Annotated in this window: 18 protein-coding genes and 2 pseudogenes; 11 read left to right on the top strand and 9 right to left on the bottom strand. The window is 60.7% G+C overall.

What is annotated here, in order from left to right; genetic code table 11:
- Window positions 1-385: 385 nt before the first annotated feature.
- The 3 genes and pseudogenes from FHT86_RS36945 to FHT86_RS36955 all read right to left on the bottom strand — a co-directional run.
- Window positions 386-682 (bottom strand): annotated as a pseudogene (locus FHT86_RS36945) (IS110 family transposase); the annotation flags it as partial.
- 547 nt (window positions 683-1229) lie between these two features.
- On the bottom strand, window positions 1230-1757 hold the full coding sequence (locus FHT86_RS36950; RefSeq protein ID WP_133704389.1) for an NUDIX hydrolase: 528 nt from the start codon (window positions 1755-1757) through the stop codon (window positions 1230-1232).
- A complete protein-coding gene (locus FHT86_RS36955; RefSeq protein WP_133704390.1) occupies window positions 1750-3435 on the bottom strand; it encodes a Na/Pi cotransporter family protein in 1686 nt (561 codons plus the stop codon). Before FHT86_RS36955 ends, FHT86_RS36950 begins: the two co-directional genes overlap by 8 nt.
- A gap of 172 nt (window positions 3436-3607) precedes the next feature.
- Between FHT86_RS36955 and FHT86_RS36960 the strand changes: the two are divergent.
- Window positions 3608-4342, top strand: a pseudogene (locus FHT86_RS36960) (TOBE domain-containing protein); the annotation flags it as partial.
- Window positions 4343-4583: 241 nt separating this feature from the next.
- Here the strand turns inward: FHT86_RS36960 and FHT86_RS36965 are convergent.
- Window positions 4584-5417 (bottom strand): IclR family transcriptional regulator, encoded by an 834-nt coding sequence (locus tag FHT86_RS36965; RefSeq protein ID WP_166656675.1) that lies wholly within the window; start codon window positions 5415-5417, stop codon window positions 4584-4586.
- A gap of 226 nt (window positions 5418-5643) precedes the next feature.
- Here FHT86_RS36965 and FHT86_RS36970 point away from each other — a divergent pair, with 226 nt between their 5' ends.
- The 10 genes from FHT86_RS36970 to FHT86_RS37015 all read left to right on the top strand — a co-directional run bounded on the left by FHT86_RS36970 (window position 5644) and on the right by FHT86_RS37015 (window position 16562).
- The gene (locus FHT86_RS36970; RefSeq protein WP_133704392.1) at window positions 5644-6819 is read left to right on the top strand and encodes an ABC transporter substrate-binding protein; all 1176 of its coding nucleotides are present in this window, start codon (window positions 5644-5646) and stop codon (window positions 6817-6819) included.
- Between the two features lie 353 nt (window positions 6820-7172).
- The gene (locus FHT86_RS36975) at window positions 7173-7814 is read left to right on the top strand and encodes a glutathione S-transferase family protein (protein ID WP_166656676.1); all 642 of its coding nucleotides are present in this window, start codon (window positions 7173-7175) and stop codon (window positions 7812-7814) included.
- Window positions 7815-7834: 20 nt separating this feature from the next.
- Window positions 7835-8740 carry an MBL fold metallo-hydrolase gene (locus FHT86_RS36980; protein ID WP_133704394.1) on the top strand — a complete coding sequence of 302 codons (906 nt, stop codon included), beginning with the start codon at window positions 7835-7837 and terminating at the stop codon, window positions 8738-8740.
- A 73-nt stretch (window positions 8741-8813) separates the two neighbouring features.
- On the top strand, window positions 8814-9134 hold the full coding sequence (locus FHT86_RS36985; protein WP_133704395.1) for a 3-keto-5-aminohexanoate cleavage protein: 321 nt from the start codon (window positions 8814-8816) through the stop codon (window positions 9132-9134).
- 154 nt (window positions 9135-9288) lie between these two features.
- The gene (locus FHT86_RS36990) at window positions 9289-10881 is read left to right on the top strand and encodes an ABC transporter substrate-binding protein (protein WP_166656677.1); all 1593 of its coding nucleotides are present in this window, start codon (window positions 9289-9291) and stop codon (window positions 10879-10881) included.
- Between the two features lie 65 nt (window positions 10882-10946).
- Complete coding sequence (locus FHT86_RS36995; protein WP_166656678.1) at window positions 10947-12158, top strand: ABC transporter substrate-binding protein; 1212 nt, start codon at window positions 10947-10949, stop codon at window positions 12156-12158.
- A 24-nt stretch (window positions 12159-12182) separates the two neighbouring features.
- Entirely contained in the window at window positions 12183-13049 is an 867-nt protein-coding gene (locus FHT86_RS37000; RefSeq protein WP_133704398.1) for a branched-chain amino acid ABC transporter permease, read from the top strand.
- On the top strand, window positions 13046-14809 hold the full coding sequence (locus FHT86_RS37005; RefSeq protein WP_133704399.1) for an ABC transporter permease subunit: 1764 nt from the start codon (window positions 13046-13048) through the stop codon (window positions 14807-14809). The genes FHT86_RS37000 and FHT86_RS37005 overlap by 4 nt, the downstream gene beginning before the upstream one ends.
- A complete protein-coding gene (locus tag FHT86_RS37010) occupies window positions 14799-15518 on the top strand; it encodes an ABC transporter ATP-binding protein (protein WP_246779841.1) in 720 nt (239 codons plus the stop codon). Before FHT86_RS37005 ends, FHT86_RS37010 begins: the two co-directional genes overlap by 11 nt.
- 105 nt (window positions 15519-15623) lie before the next feature.
- Window positions 15624-16562 carry an SMP-30/gluconolactonase/LRE family protein gene (locus FHT86_RS37015; RefSeq protein ID WP_133704400.1) on the top strand — a complete coding sequence of 313 codons (939 nt, stop codon included), beginning with the start codon at window positions 15624-15626 and terminating at the stop codon, window positions 16560-16562.
- A gap of 121 nt (window positions 16563-16683) precedes the next feature.
- Here the strand turns inward: FHT86_RS37015 and FHT86_RS37020 are convergent, their stop codons facing one another.
- The 5 genes from FHT86_RS37020 to FHT86_RS37040 all read right to left on the bottom strand — a co-directional run bounded on the left by FHT86_RS37020 (window position 16684) and on the right by FHT86_RS37040 (window position 21125).
- The gene (locus FHT86_RS37020) at window positions 16684-17109 is read right to left on the bottom strand and encodes a nuclear transport factor 2 family protein (RefSeq protein WP_166656679.1); all 426 of its coding nucleotides are present in this window, start codon (window positions 17107-17109) and stop codon (window positions 16684-16686) included.
- A 100-nt stretch (window positions 17110-17209) separates the two neighbouring features.
- Window positions 17210-18004: an ABC transporter ATP-binding protein gene (locus FHT86_RS37025; protein WP_133704402.1), complete on the bottom strand. Its 795-nt coding sequence runs from the start codon at window positions 18002-18004 to the stop codon at window positions 17210-17212.
- Window positions 17958-19769 (bottom strand): ABC transporter permease subunit, encoded by a 1812-nt coding sequence (locus tag FHT86_RS37030; RefSeq protein WP_133704403.1) that lies wholly within the window; start codon window positions 19767-19769, stop codon window positions 17958-17960. The genes FHT86_RS37025 and FHT86_RS37030 overlap by 47 nt, the downstream gene beginning before the upstream one ends.
- Window positions 19766-20626 (bottom strand): branched-chain amino acid ABC transporter permease, encoded by an 861-nt coding sequence (locus FHT86_RS37035; RefSeq protein WP_133704404.1) that lies wholly within the window; start codon window positions 20624-20626, stop codon window positions 19766-19768. Before FHT86_RS37035 ends, FHT86_RS37030 begins: the two co-directional genes overlap by 4 nt.
- Window positions 20627-20903: 277 nt before the next feature.
- Window positions 20904-21125 carry a hypothetical protein gene (locus FHT86_RS37040; RefSeq protein ID WP_133704405.1) on the bottom strand — a complete coding sequence of 74 codons (222 nt, stop codon included), beginning with the start codon at window positions 21123-21125 and terminating at the stop codon, window positions 20904-20906.
- Window positions 21126-21549: the final 424 nt, after the last annotated feature.

The raw sequence follows: 21549 nt of genomic DNA on the forward strand, positions 1-21549 counted from the left end.
CGATGGCCTGCTTGATGAATAATCTCAATATACGGGCCGTATACGGGCCTTCAGAAGATTGAACACCTCGCCGTTCCTGAGCATTTCCACAGATCGATGCGGCCAGCACCAATAAGGCCACCTTGAAGGGATGTGAACTTTTGACCCGGCAATTGCTAGCTGAGCTTACCTCTAGCCGCAGCATGCCGGCGGGGATAAGGCCGTCTCATCACTGAATCGTCTGATGCCATAAGCTGAAGGAAGCTCTTACCGGAATCGGGTAAGACGCGTCACCAGACGAGCGGAATCAAGCGCCAACGCACGCGGCGCGCGTAGTCGTCATAGCCTTCGAGGCCCGTGCGCAGCGTTTTTTCTTCGATGCCGATCCGGATGCCTAGTAGGAGTGAGCCGCAATGACGATTGCCTCAGCGTCGACTGCGTCGTTCTTCTGTCGTTTCACGAACGGGCGCACGTACTGCGGCGCGATGAGCTTGACTGCATGGCCCAGCTTCACCAACTCACGCGCCCAGTAATGGGCGCTCCCGCAGGCCTCCATAACAACAAGTGCCGGTGACTGCTCTGACATAAATTGGAAAAACAGCCCGCGAGCCAGTTTCTTGCGATACTTCAGATCGCCTGTCATCGACGCCCCGTGCAGCTGGAAAACATTCTTGGCCAGATCCACCCCGATCACATCGTTCATCTGCCGACCTCTTTCTTTTGTGGCTTACACCACATCACCTTGGCATATTGCGATGCCGTTGGAGGAGGACGGCAACCACACCATCTTAAACTTGAGAATCTGATTTCAACGATATTCGATAGTTAGCCTCGGAATGACGCTGGGTTGTCTCCAGGCCAATACGCATTGGATAGCCGTTGCGGGCATAGCCGCCTGATCCAAGCGCATCTGTCCATAAAATGCTCAATGCGGATCCAACCTGGCGTCACCGCGCCGAAAACGCGTATCTGCCCTTGCGAAATACGAGAGCGGGTCATACAGGGGTTTCGGTCGCCGCGCGGGTTACAACGCTTCCCGGCCCTCTTTTCGGCGGTCCGAAATCTCTTCGTTCCGCCTTGCTCGAAACAGTCAGCCATCGCCGTCCATCTGCATCGCCTTAAGGCCATCGCACATTGGAAGGCAGTTGCAGGCGTGGCCGCGTGATCCAAGCGCACCCTGTAAAAAACCTCCTGGCGGATTTACTTGACATCCCCCCAAACGCCATCAGCAAGCAAGGCCTCCGTTCGAGCTATCTGAAAGGCCGGCTATTTTTATCGGGCTTTGGCCGCTTGTTAAGGGCAGGCTCGACTTTCCCAAGAAGTCCCTTGAGTTCCGGCTCACGAACAAGTGCGGCGGCCTCGTGAGGCGGGAACCAGGCAATCGACCGCTGCCCCTTCTCCGGAAATTCGACGGCGATTGCCGTCACCTCGACGAGGTGCACCTGGACAATGGACGGAACTGTGTCGCCAGTATCGAGCGACTTAAGGTAGGTATAGTAGCCAAAAGGCTTCTTCTTCGCCTTGCCCTTCACCCCGGCCTCTTCCCATGCCTCCCGCTCGGCGACCTGATGCGGAAGCAGTTTGTCCATCGCCCATCCCTTCGGGATCACCCAACGACCGCTTTCGCGCGAGGTGATCAATAAGATTTCGATGGCTTGGTCCTGTGGAAACCGTCTGTAGCAAATGGCGGCGTACTGATGAATCGCCTGCCCCTGAAACAGTTTGTCAGCCTCTTCAGCCAGCTGCCCGAGATAGGATTTGTTCTTTTTCTTAGGCATTCGTTTCCACGACGGACTTGTCGTCTGGCTTCGAGGCTCGGCTCTGGAGAAGTTCGCCGCGTTCCTCGAGCACCGGGTATGCAGCGGCGGCAACGAGGTGTGAATTTATCTGCTTGAGATCGCGCAACAAATCGAGGTGTAGCGAGCTGGTTTCGACCGTTTCGATACCGCCTTGGCGCAGCCGCTCGAAATGTGCTTCCGTGCCTTCACGCTCAGCTCTGCGAAATACGACCTTTTCGTCTGCAAGCAACCGAGCCGCGCGTTCGTCTTGCGTCATGAACAACGCAGCGGCGGTCTGCAGGTTCGTCTGCAAACGGTCAAAGAGCTGTAAAAGTTCAGCCTGCCCCTGTTTCGAGAAGGTCAACCGGCGGCGAAGACGCTTGGCGAGGTGTGGCAGAAGGTTCTGGTCGAGGACGTCTCCGGCATGTTCCATGTTCATGGAAAAGAGCAGGATTTCGTTGAGACGACGCTTATCGGCCTCGCCGAGTTCATCGGGGTCTATCGATGTCAGATAGGTTTTCACGGCGGTATTGAGGCTATCGAGGACATTATCCATTTCCCTCACCGCGGAAAGCGCCTTTCGGTCGTTGCTGGTGATGGCGGCCTTTGCGCCCGTCAACATCTCAGACAGGACATCCACGAGCCGAAGTGCTTCTCGCGCCGCCGCACCAAGCGCCACGACCGGTGTCTCCTTAGCCGCTGAGTTGAGATAACGCGGTCGCGCTGGATCAGCTTTATCGACCTTGCGGGGGAAAAGGCTGGTTAGAAGAAGGGAATATGGCTTTAAGAACGGCATGAACAGGATAGCAAGCACAAGATTGAACGCTGTATGAAAATTGGCGACAGCGCGGGCGCTGTTATTGTCGATCATTCCAGAAAGCCGGGTGATGGGCTCCAGTAGAACCAAGGCCAGCACGACACCAGCGATGCGCGTCAGAAAATTGCCGATTGGCAGTCGCTTGACTGACAGAACCATTCCCGATTGTCCTTCGATCACCGGATTGATCGCCGTCCCGAGGTTTGCGCCGAGCACGAGCGCGAATGCCTGGTAAGGGTCGACCAACCCTTTGCTGGCCAGCGACACGATGAGGAGAACAACGGCCACACTGGAGTGGGCCGCCCAGGTCAGGATGGCGGCAAGCAGAATGTTGAGGATCGGGGTCGATGCAATTCCTTCCAGAAGATAGGCGAGGGCCTTTGACCCTTCATATTGGGTCATCAAATCGAGAAGCTGGTGCAGCGCCAGCAGCATGAAGCCAAGCCCGATCATAACTCGCCCGAGGTCATGAATCTGGGGATTGGCGGCTCGGCGGAACATTAATACACCGATCAGGATCAGCGCCGGCGACGCCGCAGCCACGTCGAAGGACAGGACCTGTACGATCAGCGTCGTGCCGACGTTGGCACCGAGCATGACGGCAAGTGCCGGGACGAGACCGACAAGGCCCTCTGCCGCGAACCCCGACGCCATCAGCCCGGTCGCGGTGCTGCTCTGGAGGATTGCCGTCACGCCCATGCCCGCGAAAAATGCCTTGAACCTGTTGCTGAGCGCCTGTCCCAGAAAAGACCGGAGGTTCGGGCCGAAGGCGCGTTGGATCCCTGTCTGGACCATACGCGTTCCCCAGAGCAACAAGGCGATGTGACCTGCCAGTGCGATGAGGCCGGTGATCAAGGCCATGGCAATACCTCCGGATGAAAATGACGCCGTCCCATGACATCCGATACTGCGGGTGATGAAGGGAACGTTCGTTAGCTGACTATGTTTCGGCAGGTCGGCGGCCGTTGCAAGCCCGGACTGTCACAAAACCGTCATAATACCAAATTTCCCCAAAATCATCAAATAGATGCGGAAGGATGAGATTGAGCGCCGGATCGCCAAGGCGGCACAATCCCTGGAAATTGAGCAATTCCTCGAGCGCAAGCCACGTCAGCTCTCCGGCGGCCAGCGGCAACGTGTGGCCATGGGCCGTGCCATCGTGCGCGAACCGGCCGCTTTCTTATTCGACGAACCGCTCTCCAACCTTGATGCGAAGCTGCGCGTGCAGATGCGCGTTGAGATAAAGCGGCTGCAGCGGTCGTTGGCGACCACCAGCGTCTATGTCACCCATGATCAAATGGAAGCCATGACGCTAGCCGATCGCCTAGTCGTCCTCAATGGCGGCCATATTGAACAGGTCGGCACCCTGATTGAGCTCTACGAGCGTCCGGCCACGACCTTTGTCGCGACCTTCATCGGCTCACCTTCAATGAATCTGCTTAGGATCACGGAAAAAAGCGGTGTAATCCTGGCACCCGTCATAAGCCCGGATGGTTACGATGCGACACTCGGAATCCGGCCGGAGGACCTCCATCTTGCCGATGGCCGAGGTGATGCTGCCTTCAGCGCCAAAGCCCCCGTCCAAGCGGTGGAGTTGGTGGGCGCGGAGAGTTATGTCTACGTCACCCTTCGGGATGGCCAGGCCATTGTCTTTCGTGTCTCCGGCCGCTCCCGAATTGCCATCGATGCCGAGCTTGTCGTCGCGGCCTCCGCCGAGAGCCTACATTTCCTTGACGGCGACGGAAACAGGAAGGATCGGCGCGGATGATCTCAATCTTGTTGTAGCTCATCAAGGATGTTCTTGAATGATGCGTCACCTTTTCATGGCTTACTCCGTCATTTATGACAAATTCATGATGTCGGCGTGGGAATCAGGAAGCTTTCGAGACTGGAAGCGCCTGGCTGCCTCCTCCCAGACATCGCCTGCATCGGCCGGCGCTTCAATTCGCTGAACAGTCAGAGTTCATAGGCCCTGCGTGCGGACCGCTGCCCGCACGCAGTTGTCCCCTTCACAGAACTCGAAGACCGTTCCCTAGCACCACTCCGTCAGAAAACTCCACAGTCACGGGCAGCGGCCAGCGATCACCGAGACTGTGAGCCGCGTACTGCACCAATTGCCGATATCGTTCGAAATCTTCGGGGCTGGCCCGGACAAGGGGCGCGGTGATACTGACGAAACCAACATAGGGGCCGGAAGGATCGGGGCGGATACCTGTCGCCACGGAAGCGATCCCGACCTCATTCTCCTGATTGCTATAGCTGATGCCGGTCGCCCTGATGTTGCGCAGTTCCGCTATCATGCTGTCCGGGTCGGTTATGGTATGCGCCGTCAGCGCGCGCATGCCGCCTTGCAAGCGTCTCAGCGCTTCATCTTCGGGAAGCGTCGCCAACCAGGCTTTGCCGGTGGCGGTCGAGTGAATTTCCATTGACGTCATGGGCTCGACCTGCAGGCGCCGACGAAGCCCCGTCGCCGCCAGGACCCACCGCGGCACATCACGATCGAGCACCGAAAACAACACCAGCTCCCCGGTTTGCTCTGCCAGCCGGCGAAGCACCGGTTGACACTCGTCGATCAGCCGGGCGCGGCTGAGCAGGCGCAGGCCGACATTGCTGATCTTGTAGCCGGCATAGAAGCGTTTGTTCTCGCTGTTCCGGTATAGATAATTCAGCGTTTCGAGCGTGGTCGTTATGCGCAGGGCAATGCTCTTGTTCACGTCGAGCGCCTTGGCAATGTCGGATAGCGAGAGCCCGGCGTCGGCGTCGGCCAACATCTCGAGCACCTCCATCGTGCGACGGACCGTCACCAAGCTGTCCAACTGCGTGTCTTTATCGCCTTCTGTCATCCCCACTCCGCTGATCCATGAGCCTCGGCTGATTCCAACCATATCGAACTGTCGGACTTGACACCATAGTTCGGCGGATAATATGGTAACGCCGTTACTTAAAATTCGATACCCACTGCAAGACAAGTCGAACCTCATGGCCGTGACGGGAGCGCGCCATGTCGTGAGGCTGCTTGTCTACGCCCTGCACGATCTCGAATACTGGCCATAGGGAGGAACAAAACACATGCCTATTACCCGCAGAACCTTTACCAAAGGCGCATTGGCGCTTGGCGGCGCTAGTATTCTGGCGCGTCCGTCGCTGGCGGATAGTTCGCCGATCTTGATCGGCTATCCCGCCGCGCTGACCGGCCCGAGCTCCGCGCCGAGCATCGGCAACAAACGCGGCGTCGACTACATCGTCTCCAAGATCAATGCCGCCGGCGGTATCAACGGCCGCCAGATCGAGATGGTCGTTCGCGACACGCAAGGCGATCCCACCAAGGCGGTCAACGCCGTGCAGGAAATGATCAGCAACCGGAAAGTCCACGCCATCTGGGGTCCGAACAATTCCGGTGAGGGCCTTGCGACCACGCCGATCATCGCACGACGCAATATCCCCAACGTGCACATCTGCGGCGTCACGTCGCTGATCGACAAGAAATATCCGCAGGCCTACCGCATCGCGCCGAACAATCTGCAATGCGCCGAAGCGCCGCGCCGCTATTGCCGCGATGTGCTGAAGGTCCAGACCGTGGCGGTGGTCGGCGACAGCACTGGCTACGGCACGATGATGGTCACCGACTCCTCGAACGACGTCGAGGCGAATGGTCTGAAGCTGGCTCAAAAGGCCCAGATCGACGCCAACCAGCCCGACCTGACGCCGGACCTCCTGCGTCTGCGCGACTCGGGTGCCCAGGCGGTCATCGTCTGGACAGTCTCGACCGGCCTGGTCGCTCGCCTTTTGAATGCGAGAGCCGCGATCGGCTGGGATGTTCCCTTCGTCGGCCATTCGACCATGGGCTCCGGCGAGGTCGGCAAGCTGCTCGATAAGCCCGCCAACTGGGACAAGGTCTATATCTATGGCACGCGCAGTACCACCTACGGGGGTGACGACAAGCTGCCGGATCGGGTGCAGAATTTCGTCGACGAGATCAAGGGCAAGATCGAACTCAGCGATACGACGCTCTGGTGGGTACTGACCGGCGCCGATGCGATCAACCTAATTGCCGACGCCGTGCGCGGCAGCGGTTCGTCGCCCGCCGAGATCGAGGGCTGGTGGAACCAGCAGGCACAATATCCCGGCCTCTACGCCAACTATCGTTTCACGCCAGACGACCACAATGGTTTCCCGGATAACGAACTCGTCATGTCAAAGGCCAATAGCGGAAAGGACGGCGCTTTCGCCCTGGCTCCGAACTGAGGCGCCTCGTTTGAGATAGCCGACTTCGATCGATCCACGATGCTGCACTCAATGTGAACGTGGCCGTTTCCAACGGTGCCGCGAGCGCTGTGACTGTGCCTTGAGGCGATCACCTCGCGATGTCGCGAAACCGCATTCGCGACATGCTCCAAACGAACGGGGCGAATGCAGTGCCGAATTCGAGCATTTCGTTCCGACCGTTCGTTTGGAAACAATGCCACAACGGACCTGGCGCTAACTGCCGGAAATATAACGGAAAGCCTGAAGATGATTTGCCACGATACAAAGAATGCCGGCCTATCCGGCGAGCCGCTGTCGGCGGACCCGGCACTGCGCGTTGCGAGACGCGCGCGATGAAATTGCTCGGTTCCCTTAGATCGCCTTATGTCAGAAAAGTATTGGTCGCAGCAGCGGAGCTCGAGCTGCTGGACCAGATCGACCTGGAAATTCATTCCGTTCATCTGGCTGCGCATGTGCCGACCGTAATGAACGTCAATCCGCTCAACAAGATTCCGACCCTGATCACCGATGCCGACGACGTAATCTTCGATTCCCTGGTGATATGCGAATTCCTGAATGAGCTGGCCGGCGGAGACATCCTGGTCCTGAAGGATGCACGGCGGCGTTTGAAGACCTTGCAGATGCATGCGCTCGCATCCGGCCTCGTGGACGTGTTGATCATGCGCCTGGTCGAGGCCGCCAAGCCGGAAATCCGGCAATGGCCGGAGGTTCTGGATGCCACCGCCGCAAAGATAAATGCGACACTGGATTATCTCGAAATACGTGCCGACGAACTCTTTGCCGAAGGCTCCACGCTCGGAACGCTAAGCGTCGCGGTGGCAATCAACTACATCGATTTCCGCTTTGCATCGATGCACTGGCGCCAGACACGGCCTCGGCTGAACGAATGGCATGCGCATTTCTCGACGCGGCCGGCCATTCGCGATCTCCCGTTCGAGGATACGACGCCGTCTCTCGCGGGCGCCGTCCGCTAACGATCAAAGGAACTGGCCTGATGATCTATACCCGCAGTATCGGCGATATCCGCCTGACGAACCTGATCGAATATGTCGGTCCGACGCATGATCCCTTTGTGACGTTTCCGGACTTCGACGCCTCGGTGGTCGCCCGCAACCGCGATTGGCTGACCAATGCCCATTGGTACGCCAACCTGCAGCGCATGGTCATCGCCATCCAGATCTGGATCGTCCAGACAGGCGACAAGGTCATCCTGATCGATTCCGGCGTCGGCAATCGCAAGCCGCGCGCCGCCGCCCGCATGCATCTGTTGAACACGCTCGTCCCGCAATGGCTGGCAGCGGCCGGCGCTTCCTTCGATCAGGTCACCCATGTGGTGATGACTCATCTGCATGGCGATCACGTCGGCTGGAACACCGTGCTCGACGGCGACCGCTGGGTGCCGGCCTTCCCCAAGGCCCACTATCTGATGCCCAGGCTCGATTTCGACTATTTCAAGGGCCTGTACGAGCAGAACCCGGCCGCCGATCCGTCCTTCGGCGACAGCGTCATCCCGGTGCTCGATGCTGGCCTCGTCGATTTCGTCGATGAAGGCGATGAGATCGCCGGCTGCCTGCGCGCCGTCTTCGCACCCGGCCATACGCCGGGGCAGATGAACTACTGGATCGGCGAGGGCCACCAACAGGCGGTCTTCTGCGCCGATATCTTCCATCATCCGCTGCAGATCACCGATCCGCACTTGAACACCGCCTTCTGCGTCCTGCCGGAGGTCGCCCGCAAGACGCGGCGCGACTTCCTCGACCGGGTCGCCGATACCGGTACGCTGATCATGCCCTGCCATTTCGGCTGGCCGCATTGCGGCTATGTCCGCCGCGACAGCCGAATCGGAGCCGGCGGTTTTGCCTTCGTGCCGGCAGAGCCGGACCTGCCCCAACGCAACTGAAGACAACACGAGCCCCACGACGAACCACCCAAGACAGACTCAAAGCAAGACAGACCCGTAGGAGGAGTTCCCCATGGCCACCCAGAAGACGCCGACGAAGACGATCGTCACCTGCGCCGTCACCGGCGCATCGCTGACCCCGCCGATGTCGCCCTATCTGCCGGTCTCGCCCGACGAGATCACCGAACAGCCGATCGTTGCCGTCGAGGCGGGTGCCACCATCATCCATGCGCATACCCGCCTGTCGGACGGCCGCCCGACCAACGACACCGAGATCTGGCGCCAGTTCATTCCGCGGCTGCAGAAGGAGACCCCAGCGATCATCAATATGTCGGCTTCGCTCGGCAAGACCGCCGAGGAACGGCTGGAAGCGGTCCTCGGCCTGGCCGCATAAGCGAAGCCCGACCGCACGGCGCCGACGCCTCCGGCAAACGCAGGAATACGCGCCATAACTGCATCCCTTCTTCCCTTCGGCGGTCAAGCGACTGCCGGAGATGGAACGTTCTGTGATTTTTTTAGAGCCAGCAAGTCTACATGGAGGAAACCAGATGTCCGACAACAGCACCTCAAATGTGTTGATACCCGTGGGCACGATCGGCGGGAAATTCGATAACGACGACCCCGATTATGTCTTCGCCCCGGATCTCTATCTCGGTCTCGCTTTAGCGTATGACACAATGGCCGCCCCGAATGCGAAGCGCGATAGCGACGGCATATGGGAATCCGATTACACCGACATGCAATCCCGCCTCGCGCTGCGCTGGGAAGAGCAGGAGAACGGCGACTGGATCGTGTGGCTGCGCCCCGGCGTCATCAGCAATCGCGGCCATGAATTTAATGCCGCCGATCTGCAATGGGTGCTGGAAAAGGCATTCGCCCACAGCACGTTGAGCTCCTGGCGCTGGCGCGACGTGATCGGCGTGAAAAAAGTCGAGATCATCGACCGCCATTGCCTGCGCTATTGCCTGCGCGCGCCCTACCCGACCTTTCCCAACTGGCTGCTCAGCCTCGCGCCGAATGTCGTCGATTCCACCGCCATCTGCGAGAATATCACTCCGGATGATCCCTGGGGTATCAAATGGCTGAACGGCCACGTCGCCGGTTACGGCGCATACGACCTGGCAAGGGCGGATCCCGAAAGCATCCTCTTCACGCGCAGGAGCGACTACTGGCGCGGCCTGCCCGATGCCGCATCGATTGAGGTGCGGAAGGTCGCCGATAGACCGACTGCCCTGCGTCTGCTTAGCGAGAAGCGGCCGACTGTCGTCGTCGGCGCCGATCCGGACGAAGCCGTATCGCTTCTCCGCCGCGACGACCTGACCGTGCAGCGCACCTGGGCAGGGCATGTGTCGATCGAGATCAATTTCACCCATCCGCAGCTCAGCGACAAACGCGTGCGCCATGCGCTCGCTTTCGCGACGCCCTATGCCGGGTTGATCGCCGATGGATTGCTCGGCCAAGCCCGCCCGTGGCGGAGCCCCGTCAAGAGCTTCAGTCAATGGTATTCGGATGCCGGGAACGGCTACGGATACGATCTCGCCAAGGCGCGGGACCTCTTGAAAGAAGCGGGTTTCGGCTCCGGCCTCGAGCTAGACTTCTATCTCGAACGCCGCGCCGATTGCGAGCGCATGGCCGACATCATCGCGCGGACCTGGTCTGAGATTGGCATTCAGCTCACCTTCAAGGACGCTGCCGACGCGCCGCGCGGCTGGTTGCCGCCGCTCTACCTGCGGACCGAGTGCGCCCACAATCTGAGCGAGCCGATCTACGACATCATCCACGATTATGCAGCGATGGATCCGATCTTTCCCGCGCCCGGCGGGCCGCCGAATGTCGGCACATGGACGCCGCGCTGGGAGAAAAACGAAGAGGCAATCATCGCCATCATCGCGCTGCTGGAAGAAAAGGACCGGCAGCGCAAACGCCAGCGCTTCGATGAGCTGCAGAAATGGCTCATCGACTTCAGCTCGTCGATCTTCATCGCCGAGGGACAGCAGGTGATGGCAGCCAACCGTGGCGTTCCGGCCTCGCTGATCGCGCCGGACTCCCGTTTCTACCATGCCATGCAATATCAGAACGCCACCTCGAACTATCTGCCCAAGCGCAGTCCGAGACGTCCGGGACCGGGCAAGTGGTGGTAGCCGGATCCGCGCCGACAGGGCGCCCGAAAACAGTGACGATCAACCAATATTGGAGGAGGAAAACCATGAATATCAGGAGATGGAGCAGCTTTCTGCCGCTCGCGGCAGTCGTAGGGTTCGCGCTTGCCGGCCCGGCCCGCGCCGAGGATCCGATCAAGCTCGGCATGATCTCGTCGCTCAGCGGCCCGATCGGCGACCAGGGCAGCGAATATGCCAATGGCGCCAAGCTGGCGGTCGAAACGATCAACAAGGCGGGTGGCATCGCCTCGCTCGGAAACCGGCAGATCGCTCTCGACCTGCTCGACGACACCTCCGTTCCCGCCGTGACGCGAACGCTGGCGATCAAGCTCATTTCCAGCGACAAGGTGCCTGTTATCCTCGGGCCGTTTGCCTCGGGACCGTGCCTGGCGGCGGCACCCGTCGGCGAACAGATGGAGCGTGCGCTCATCTGCAGCGCCGCGTCGGACGAAGTCACAAAGCAGGGATTCCACTATGTCTTCAACCGCGCCACATTGGCCGGTTCGTTTACCTCGGCGGGATTTGCCGTGGTCAAGGGCCTGAGCGACAGCAGCGGCCTCGACCTGCGCAAGGTGGCGGTGATCTATGAAGACGGCGCCTACGGTACCAGCGGCAACGCCCAGGCCGACGCCGCCGCCAAGCAATATGGCATCACGCTCACCGACCGCATTGCGTTCCACACCAATACGGCGGATCTGTCGCCGGTCGTATCACGCGCCGTCGCCTCGGGCGCCAAGGCGCTGCTGTTGCTGACCTATACGGGCGACGCGGTGAACATCATCCGCGCGGTGCGCACGCTGAAGGCACCGGTACTGATCCTCGGTTCGGGCGCATGGAACGCGACGATGGTGAAGCTCGGCGAACCCGCCAACGGCATGGTCGCTCTTGCCGACTGGAACGACGATCTGCCGAAACCCGACGTCGTCAAGTTCCGCGAAGCGTACAAGACCGCGTTTGGGTTCTATCCCGGTACGGCCGGCGCTTGGGGCTGGAGCGACATGTATTTCCTGAAGGCCGCGCTGGAAAAGGCCGCATCCACCGACCCGAAGGTCCTGCGCGACACCATCGCCGACCTGAAGCTCAAAGAAGGCCCCTCCGTCGGCATCATGCCTTACGACACCTATGGTTTTGATTCCGATGGACTGGCGATCAACCAGATCGGGCGCGTGATCGCAACGCAGCTCCAGGGTGGCAAATTCGTGACGATCTGGCCGGAGAAGGTCTCCACCGCGAAACTCGATCCGGCTTCATTAAAATAATTCAGGAAATGAAAGGAAATTGCCATGTTCATGGCAACTATCCAGGGAGTGGTCAGCGGTGCGCTCGTCGGCGGCATGTACGCCACGGTCGGCATCGGCCTGACGCTCATTTTCGGGGTCGTGCGCATCGTGAACTTTGCGCACGGTTCTTTTCTGATGGTCGCCGCCTATTGCAGTTGGCTGCTGTTTGACCGCTACGGCGTCGATCCTTATCTCAGCGCACTCGTCATCGTGCCGGCGTTCTTCGTCGTCGGCGTCCTCTACTACTGGCTGCTGCTGAAGCCGATGGTCGGCCAGTCGCTGCTGGCGCAGGCGTTGATCACCATCGCGGTGAGCTACGTCATCGAGAATACAGCGCTTGGATTGTTCAGCAGCGAGATGCGCGTGGTCTCCGTTTCCTATGCCACGCATAGCCTCAGCCTCGGGCCGATCGTGCTGCCTTATACCCGCGTGATCGCCGGGGTCGTCGGCCTGCTGGCGACCGCCAGCATGTTCCTGCTGCTTTGGCGCACCGGCATCGGTATCGCGGTTCGTGCGGCAGCCGCAGACCGACCGATCGCGGAAGCGATGGGCATCAACACCTATTCCGCCCAGGCCCTGGTCACCGGGATCGGCATCGCCTGCGCCGCGCTCGGCGGCGTGGTGCTGCTGCCAATCCTTGCGGCGTCTCCCGCCATGGGCGTCAATTTCACATTCCTGTCGTTCCTGATCATCGTGCTCGGAGGCATGGGCAATTTCTTCGGTGCGCTCGTTGCCGGCGTCGTTATCGGCATCACCGAAAATCTGGGCGCCACCTTCTTCGACGGCTCGAAGGGTCAGATGCTGATCTTCGTGCTGTTCGTGGTGCTGCTCGTGCTCAAGCCTTACGGTCTATTGGAGAAGCGCCGATGACCCAGCGTCCCTATCTGTTTCTCATTGCGATCACCATCATCCTGGCGGTTGTCCCCCTTCTCACCAACGACCATTATACGCTTTCGATCCTGACCTCGGTGTTCTTCTGGGCATATATGGCAAGCTCCTGGAACATTCTTGGCGGAATGACCGGCCTCCTGTCCTTCGGTCACGGCGTTTTCCTCGGCCTCGGAGGCTACTTCTCAGCAGCATTGTTCATCAATCTCGGCTGGCATCCGCTGCTCGGCGGAGCGATCGGCGTTGCGGCTTCCTGTGCGCTTGCCCTTCCAATCGCCTATATCAGCGCCCGCTATAATCTGGTGCATCTGCATTTCGCGCTGGTGACGACCGCAATCGGGCAGATCGCATTGTTCCTCGCGCTCGACATGCAATCCATCGGCGGATCGGCGGGCATCAGCCTGCCTTACAAGTCGACGCCGGCGGAACTGTTCTTCCGCGATCCCTCCGCCTATTATTGGATCTTCCTTGCGATGACGGCGCTGGTCCTGGCGCTGACGCTGTTCATCCGCGGACGGCGCATGGGTCTTTATTTCCTCTGCGTGCGCGAAAGCGAGCCCGCAGCCCAGGGCGCCGGCATCAACGTCGTGCGTCAGAAACTGGTCGCTACGGTAACCAGCGCGGCTCTGACCGCATTGGGCGGGGTGTTCTATGCGCATTACCTGCGCTTTCTCGATCCCGACAGCATCTTCGGTTGGCAGGTGTCCCTGCAAATGGTCATTCCTGCCATGCTCGGCGGGGCGGCCACGACCTTCGGACCGGCCGTCGGGGCATTGATCTTTGTCCTGCTGCAGGAATTGACCCGGTCCGTCGTCGATTTCGCCGGCGCGCCGATGATCATCGTCGGACTTGTGCTGATCCCCGTCGTGCTGTTCCTGCCGGCAGGTGTCGTGCCGTCGCTGCAAAAGCTGATCCGCAAGCGCCGCTCCCTACAGCATCGCGACCAGGCCGCCGTCACTTCCACGAGTACGGCAGCTTTGGCCGATGCCAAGCCGAAACGCCCCCGTCTTGCGGCGGAAATGCTGCGTGTCGAAGGGTTGAGCAAGCGCTTCGGTGGTGTGCAGGCGGTCAACGGCGTCAATCTCACCTGCCGTGACGGCGAGCGTCTGGCGATCATCGGTCCGAACGGCGCGGGAAAGAGCACGTTGTTTGCCCTGCTCGGCGGCTTCGTGAAACCAGACACCGGCTCAATCTGGTTTGCTGGCAGCCACATCGACGGTATGGAAGCCAACGAGGTCTGCCGCCGCGGCCTGGTGCGAACCTTCCAGACCGCACAGCCTTTCCGGGAGCTGACCGTTCTCGAGAACATCCTGGCATCGACCTACCTGCGGGCCGAAACCCATGCTGAGGCCGTCAGGATGGCGAAGGACGTCATCGAACTGTTTCAGCTATCCGCCTTCATTGCCGAGCGAGCCGCCGACCTGAACGTCGTCGACCAGAAGCGGCTGGAACTGGCGCGCGCTTGGGCCACACGGCCCGAACTGATCCTGCTCGACGAGGTCGGTGCCGGCCTCACCGGGCTGGAACTGGATCAGCTCACGGCCTTGCTTGCCAGGCTGAACACCACCGAAGGCACGACGATCATCTTCATCGAGCACATCATGTCGATGGTGAGCAAACTCGCGGATCGCGTCATCGTCCTGCATCACGGCGAGATTCTCGCCGAGGGCAGCCTTGCCGAAGTCTCCGCGAATCCGGTCGTCATCGAAGCCTATCTCGGGGAGAGCGCTCTTGCTGCTTAAGATCGAAGATATCCGCACGGGCTATACGGGCATCGAAGTGGTGCACGGTATTTCGCTCAACGTCCCGGCCGGCTCGGTCATCGGGGTGATCGGTGCGAACGGTGCCGGCAAAAGCGCGCTCCTTCACGCCATCTGCGGCCTGCTGCCGCATACCGGCAAGGTGTTGCTGGAGGGCGAGGATCTCAGTTCCATGCCGACCTATGAGCGGTCGCGCAAGGGTGTCATCCTCGTGCCGGAAGGCCGGCGGGTCTTTCCTGGCCTCAGCGTACAGGACAATCTCCTCAGCGCCTCGCTGCACAAGCGTTCGCGAAGCCGGCGTGAGGAGGTGCTTGCCTCGATCTTCCAGACATTTCCGCGGCTGCGGGAGCGTCTGGACCAGGCGGCGGAGACGCTCTCCGGCGGCGAGCAGCAGATGCTCGCGATCGCTCGGACGCTGATGGGGTGCCCGAAAGTCATCATGCTGGACGAACCCTCCGCCGGCCTCTCGCCCCTCTTCGTTCAGGAGGTTTTCCGCATCATCGGCGAACTGCGCAAGATCGGGCTGACGATATTGCTGGTCGAGCAGAACGTGCACCATTGCTTGCAGCTGAGCGACTACGCCTACGTGCTGGAACAAGGAAAGCTCGCTTTGGAGGGTGAAGCCAAAGCGCTGCTTTCCGATCCGAGAGTGCGGCAAGCCTACCTTGGTTCCGCAGCCGAGACGGCGTAGCGACAAGAACCTGCCAGGTTCGAAAAATTGAAACGACTTCCGCGCCTTAGCCAAGGCGCGGCGCACTGGATATTGCCCAATTCGCAACTTTGAGGAGCGTAAGAGATGAAACAACACAGGATTGTAACTGAAGGCCTGCTTTTCCCGGAAGGCCCGGTGGCCTGCGCGGACGGCACCGTGCTTGTCGTCGAGATGCAGCGCAAGACGATCAACCGCATCCGTCCCGACGGACGGGTCGAGGTGGTGTTCGATATAGACGGAGCGCCGAACGGTCTCGCCTTCGGCCCCGATGGCGCGCTCTATCTCTGCAACAATGGCGGCTTCCTGTTCCACAAGGTCGACGGCTTCAACCGTGGACGGCCGGGCGTGCCGGAAGGTTACACCGGTGGCCGCATCGACAGGCTGGATCTGGTGACCGGCGAAAAGCGGACCCTCTATACCCATTGCGGCGAACATGCGCTGGTTGGACCGAACGACATCGTGTTCGACGCGCATGGCGGGTTCTATTTCACCGATTTCGGCAAGCTCTATCCGCGCTTTCGCACCAATGGCGGGCTCTATTACGCTTTGCCGGACGGTTCGAAGATCGTCGAGATCGCCTATCCGCTGATCACGCCGAATGGCGTCGGCCTGTCGCCCGACGGTTCCACCGTCTATGCCGCAGAAACCGAAACGGCGCGTCTTTGGGCCTTCGATCTCACCGCGCCTGGTGTCTTCGACCGAAGAACCAATCAGGCACCCCATGGCGGCCGTCTGGTCTGCGGCCTTCCCGGCTATCAGCGTTTCGATAGTCTTGCAGTCGATTCACAGGGCAATATCTGCGTTGCCACGCTCAGCACTGGCTGTATAACGGTGATCCGTCCGAACGGAGAGGTTCTGTCCCAGGTCGACACCGGCGACCCCGTCGTCACCAATATCTGCTTTGGCGGTGCGGATTTGCGCAAGGCCTATATCACCCACTCCGGACGCGGTCAGCTGATCGAGATGGACTGGGATATTCCCGGCCTGCCGCTGGCCTTCAACGAAGCGTCCCGCATCAAGTAAGAACCAAAGAAAGCGCCTCGGCACAAGGCCGAGGATGTCGAGCAAGGTTTGTCAACAAGCTGAGCGCCGCGGAATCCACGGCGCTTTGCATTTCATATCGGTGTCTATGTTGCCGTCGGCACTACTTGAGATGCGGACCGCGCGTATCGGCGACGAAACGATCGATACGACGATGCTTGAACAGCCATTGTCCGTTGAGCTTGACCATATCGTCGTAGTAGGCGCCGGCGGCCTCGATCACAGGACCCCGGCGGCTGTTCTGCGGTTCGACCCAGTTGGAGCGCACTGTTGCCCGATCGCCGTCGATCTTGATCACGATATTGCCGACCAAATGGACCGCACGGGGCTCCGCGCCACTTGGACGACCAATTCGCGACAGCAGTTCCTTGATCCCATCGCGTCCGTGACCGCTGCCGAAGGCGGTCTCCCAGACACCGTCCGGCGTGAAGAGCGCCGCCATTTCGGCATGAAGCCCGCCATCCAGGCAAAAGCAGTATTCCGACAGGACGTCCCGAATGGCGTCCTTTTCTTCCAGCAGTGTCGACATGTGGTTTCCTCTGGTTTGAATGATCTGTAGGGCACGGGCACGCTTTTGATCTGCCAGTGCCGTGCTCGAATGCGTCAGTCGGCGTCGACGGAATGGTGTCTCAGCCCGCCGGTATGTGCTCGGAAATGCCATGGCTATCCAGCGCGCCGCCGAGATAGGCCTGTTCCAGCCGCTGGGAGAGACCGGCTTCCGATGTGTCGGCCTCCATGACCATCTGGCCGCGGCTCAGCACGTAGACTCGGTCGGCAAAGGCAAGCGCCTTTTCCACGAGCTGTTCGACCAGCAGCACGGAGGTGCCCGCGTCGCAGAGCTGGCGCAGCACGGAGAGCACCCGGTCGACAAGAACGGGAGAGAGGCCGGCGGACGGCTCGTCCAGCATCAACAGCCGCGGTCGGCGGACGAGCCCTTGGGCCACCGCCAACATCTGCTGTTGCCCGCCCGAGAGCGCGCCGCCGCGTTCGTTCCGTTTCGCTGCGATTTCCGGGAAATAGGACAGGACTTCATCGGCCCTGGTAACGCGCTCCTGGCGCGGCAGATCGAAGCCCGCCAGGAGCAGATTATCCAGCACCGAAAGGCCGGTGAAGACCCGATGCCCCTCGATAACGTGCCCCAGCCCCAGCTTTATGATCTCAGCCGGTCCCATGCCGGAGATGCTTTTCCCGGCAAAGCTGATGCTCCCCCCCGAATTCGGCAGCAGACCCGAAATCGCGCGCAAGAAAGTGGTCTTGCCGGCACCATTCGGTCCGAGCAGGGCGATGGCCTCGCCCGGACGGATCGTCAGGCCGATGCCGTGCAGCACGGGGATATTGCCGTAGCCGGAACGAAGCTTTTCGACGGCCAACAATGGATCAGACTCCGAGATAGGCACTGACCACCTCCCCATGCGAGCGAACATCCGCCGGCGTGCCGGCCGCCAGGATGCGGCCGAGGTTCAGCACAGTGACGTGATCGCAGATGTCAAAGATAAGGTCGGCGTGATGCTCGACGAGCAGGACGCCGGTGCCCTGTTGGGCAACCGCCTTGATGAGCTGGCCGAGACGCGCAATTTCGTTTGGCGCGAGCCCGGCCGCCGGTTCGTCGAGCAGGAGGACGGCCGGACGCAGCATGAGAGCACGGGCGATTTCGACAAAACGCAACTCGCTGTGCTGAAGCCGATCCGCGCGGATCGAGGCAAGCGATTCCAACCCGACGACGCGCAGGGCCAGCAAGGCATCGGCCCGCAATCTCGCCTCGTCGGCCCGATGACGCGATAGGCCCAAGAGGGTCTCAACGAAGCTCGCCCGACCGCTCACCGTTCCGCCAAGCGCCACGTTTTGCAGCACCGACGCTTCCCCGACGATGCGCGGGCGCTGGAACGTCCGGGCAATGCCCGCAGCGGCGCGGCTGTGCGGCACGCCGGCGGTCAACTGCGCCTCGCCGAGCATCATCGAACCTTCCTGCGGCAGGTAGTACCCACTGATGACGTTAAGCGTCGTCGTCTTGCCGGAGCCGTTCGGACCGATCAATCCATGGACTTCGCCGGGGCGCACTTGCAGATCGAGCCCGTCGATGGCGCGCAAGGCGCCGAAGCGCAAGGTGATATCGCGCATGTTGACGGCCTCCCTGCGCGGCGGCTTGGAAAACAGCGCGGCAACCAGATCAAGCCGTGGTGCGATAATCCGTCCGGTGGCGATCGGCCGCCGACCAAGCATGTCGAAGAGTTCGGCAAGACCGCCCGGAATGGTCAACACGATGACGAGCAGCATCACCGCATAGAGAAAGGTCGACCAGGCAACGAGCGGCGCCGCTAGCTCCGGCAGAACGGTGAGGACGATCGTGCCCAAGAGCGGACCGAGAATGGAGCTGCGGCCGCCGACAAGGATCGCGATGAAGAACAGGATCGAGAGATCGAAGGTGAAGGCATCGGGCGTGATGTAGGACTGCAGGCTTGCAAAGAGCCCACCCGCAACGCCTGCTACGGCGCCAGCAAACAGAAAGATGCTGATGAGAATGGCCGGCTTCGAAACGCCGACTGCTTCGGCTGCAACGTCCGCATCGCGGATGACGATCAGGGCGCGTCCGAACCGGCTATGCGCGACGTTCGCCGTCATCCAGGTGCACAGCGCCGCGAGCACGACGCACAGTCCGTAAAAGCCGAGGGTGGTGTCGAACGGTGCCGGCAAGGCCGGGCCTGCGACGCCGGTGCCGCCGCCGGTGACGGAGCCCCAGGCGAGCGCCACCTGGGTGACGATGGTGGCGAATCCCAACGTCGTCATGGCAAAATAGAAAGATCCCAGCCTCAGTGCCGGCAGACCGACGATCACTCCGGCAATCGCTCCCGACAGGCCGGCCGCTCCGAGCGCGGCAAAGGCCGGCCAGGCGGGCCCGACGGTACCGGCCGCCAGGACGCTCGCCACATAGGCGCCGAGCGTCAGCACCGCGACGAAACCGATCGCCAGCTGACCGCCGAAGCCGACCGCCAGATTGAGCCCGGACACCAATATCCAGTAGATCGCGGCGCGGGTGCCAATCAGGGTCCAGTAGTCGTTGCCGACGAGAGGCAGCACCAAGGCTGCGGCAAGGACCACGACGAAAGGCCCGATCATGCGCAACGAGCTCACCAGCGCGGCGCCGTTGTTCTGTATCTGCCCGATCTCGGCAGGCGGCAATGCAGTGTTCATACCCGACGCCCTCCCATGCTGCCGAACAGGCCGCCTGGCGCTACAAGAAGAATGATGATGAAGACCGCAAAAACCGCGCAGGATGCGATGACGCCGCCAAGGGCGAAATTTGCGGCCTGCTGGAAGAGGCCGAGAGCAAAACCGCCGACGAGCGCGCCGCGATTGTTGCCGAGGCCGCCAAGCGCGATGGGGATGAAGCCATAGAAGCTGAGCGTGGCGCCGTTGCCGAAATAGGCGAGCATCAATTCGCCGCCGAAAAAGCCGGCGACACCGGCGATCATGCCGGCCAGCGCGTAACTCGCGACCCGCAGCCGCCGTTCCGGCAGGCCGAGCGCGCGGGCCGCGAAACTGTCTTCGGCGACGGCGAGAAAGGCCCTACCGATCAGGGTGCTTCGGTAGAGATATTCGAGTCCGGCGACAACGACCATGCAAGCCAGAAGCGGCAGCCAGAAACGCTCGTCGAACACGCCCATTGCGGGTGTAGCCAGCAAGCGCGGGAAAGGACGCGGCTCGGTGCCCCACAGGATCGCGACAAGCTGCTGCATGCCCATGGCCATCGCCAGCGTCGACAACACATAGAGATGCTGCTCGAGCTTCTTGAGCACCGGGCGCACCGCCAGAAGTTCGGTCAACACACCGACGACGGCGCAGCCGATCAACATGAGGAGGAAGCCGAGGGCAACGGGCAGGCCGAGTTCCACAACGAAGAGCGAGCCCAGAACGCCGCCGATCATGCCGACCTGCCCGGTGGTAAAGCTCATCACGCGGGACGCGGCAAACATCGTATTGTAGGCCATGCCGATGAGGGCATAAACGGCGCCCATCGCCAATCCGGAAGCGAGAATAGGACCAAACACGTGTCAACCCTGCCGCTTGGAGGACAGGAAAGGATCGATCGGACTGCCGCCGGTATCGTGAACAAGCCACGACATTTTCGTTCCACAAGAGCTCACGATATCCTCCCAGTCACGCGCTTCTTGATTTTATGTAACTGGGTTACTCATAATTTTGCAAGGGCCTTGTGGAGAACGTTTGATAAAAAATCAATGCTCTTGGCTATAGGTTCAGTCGCTTAATGATAGCCGAGGAACTCGCGCGGCAAATCCAATGTCTCTGACGTGTCGTGCCGAGATCCTAGATCGTAAATGGGCTCCCCATCGGCGATGGCGGTACAGTGGCGACGTGGTCGCGCCAGCCATCACCGATTTTCTTCTCGACGTCCTGCCGCCGCACGAGAAATAGATGCTCAAGGATGTCGGCGTCGATGGCAATCTTTTGAGCTCCTTTGGCGCGTCCTTCGCGGAGATGACTGAGCCACACGCGTTGGAATTTGCAGGCGGTGAGGTGCCATGCCACGATCGATACCCACTGTTTCGCGCTGCGGGATTGGCTTTCGATCAACCTGATTAGAGAATTCGTCTGTCGAAACGCGCGCGAACATGTTGCAACCGGTCTCAACTGGCAGGTAAATACAGCGCTGAGTTTCAGGCATACAACAGTTCGACGCGAAACTTAGCCTGACGATCACAAACATCCTGGCGATCTCAGCTCAGTCAGCACCGGAAATGTGGCATGGTCGATATGGCCACCGCCACTCCGCTTGCAACGCGGCGATCGGGACGAGACGCCTCGGCCTGTTTGCCCATGCACTCCGCTGGTCGGCTGTGGTGAATTGTACGGGTTCGAGCATGTCGTCTCCGCCTCCGAGCGGCTTGATCCACGACATATGACTGACCTGGGCGTATTTGAAGATTCACTCAGCAACGGCGTCGCTGGGATG

Source organism: Rhizobium sp. BK313 (assembly GCF_014193655.1).
Classification (GTDB): domain Bacteria; phylum Pseudomonadota; class Alphaproteobacteria; order Rhizobiales; family Rhizobiaceae; genus Rhizobium.

Bases quoted from the DNA above. Each gene is read 5' to 3' on its own strand.
- FHT86_RS36950 (WP_133704389.1), bottom strand. From the start codon at position 1,757: ATGCCTAAGAAAAAGAACAAATCCTATCTCGGGCAGCTGGCTGAAGAG.
- FHT86_RS36955 (WP_133704390.1), bottom strand. From the start codon at position 3,435: ATGGCCTTGATCACCGGCCTCATCGCACTGGCAGGTCACATCGCCTTG.
- FHT86_RS36965 (WP_166656675.1), bottom strand. From the start codon at position 5,417: ATGACAGAAGGCGATAAAGACACGCAGTTGGACAGCTTGGTGACGGTC.
- FHT86_RS36970 (WP_133704392.1), top strand. From the start codon at position 5,644: ATGCCTATTACCCGCAGAACCTTTACCAAAGGCGCATTGGCGCTTGGC.
- FHT86_RS36975 (WP_166656676.1), top strand. From the start codon at position 7,173: ATGAAATTGCTCGGTTCCCTTAGATCGCCTTATGTCAGAAAAGTATTG.
- FHT86_RS36980 (WP_133704394.1), top strand. From the start codon at position 7,835: ATGATCTATACCCGCAGTATCGGCGATATCCGCCTGACGAACCTGATC.
- FHT86_RS36985 (WP_133704395.1), top strand. From the start codon at position 8,814: ATGGCCACCCAGAAGACGCCGACGAAGACGATCGTCACCTGCGCCGTC.
- FHT86_RS36990 (WP_166656677.1), top strand. From the start codon at position 9,289: ATGTCCGACAACAGCACCTCAAATGTGTTGATACCCGTGGGCACGATC.
- FHT86_RS36995 (WP_166656678.1), top strand. From the start codon at position 10,947: ATGAATATCAGGAGATGGAGCAGCTTTCTGCCGCTCGCGGCAGTCGTA.
- FHT86_RS37000 (WP_133704398.1), top strand. From the start codon at position 12,183: ATGTTCATGGCAACTATCCAGGGAGTGGTCAGCGGTGCGCTCGTCGGC.
- FHT86_RS37005 (WP_133704399.1), top strand. From the start codon at position 13,046: ATGACCCAGCGTCCCTATCTGTTTCTCATTGCGATCACCATCATCCTG.
- FHT86_RS37015 (WP_133704400.1), top strand. From the start codon at position 15,624: ATGAAACAACACAGGATTGTAACTGAAGGCCTGCTTTTCCCGGAAGGC.
- FHT86_RS37020 (WP_166656679.1), bottom strand. From the start codon at position 17,109: ATGTCGACACTGCTGGAAGAAAAGGACGCCATTCGGGACGTCCTGTCG.
- FHT86_RS37025 (WP_133704402.1), bottom strand. From the start codon at position 18,004: ATGTTCGCTCGCATGGGGAGGTGGTCAGTGCCTATCTCGGAGTCTGAT.
- FHT86_RS37030 (WP_133704403.1), bottom strand. From the start codon at position 19,769: ATGAACACTGCATTGCCGCCTGCCGAGATCGGGCAGATACAGAACAAC.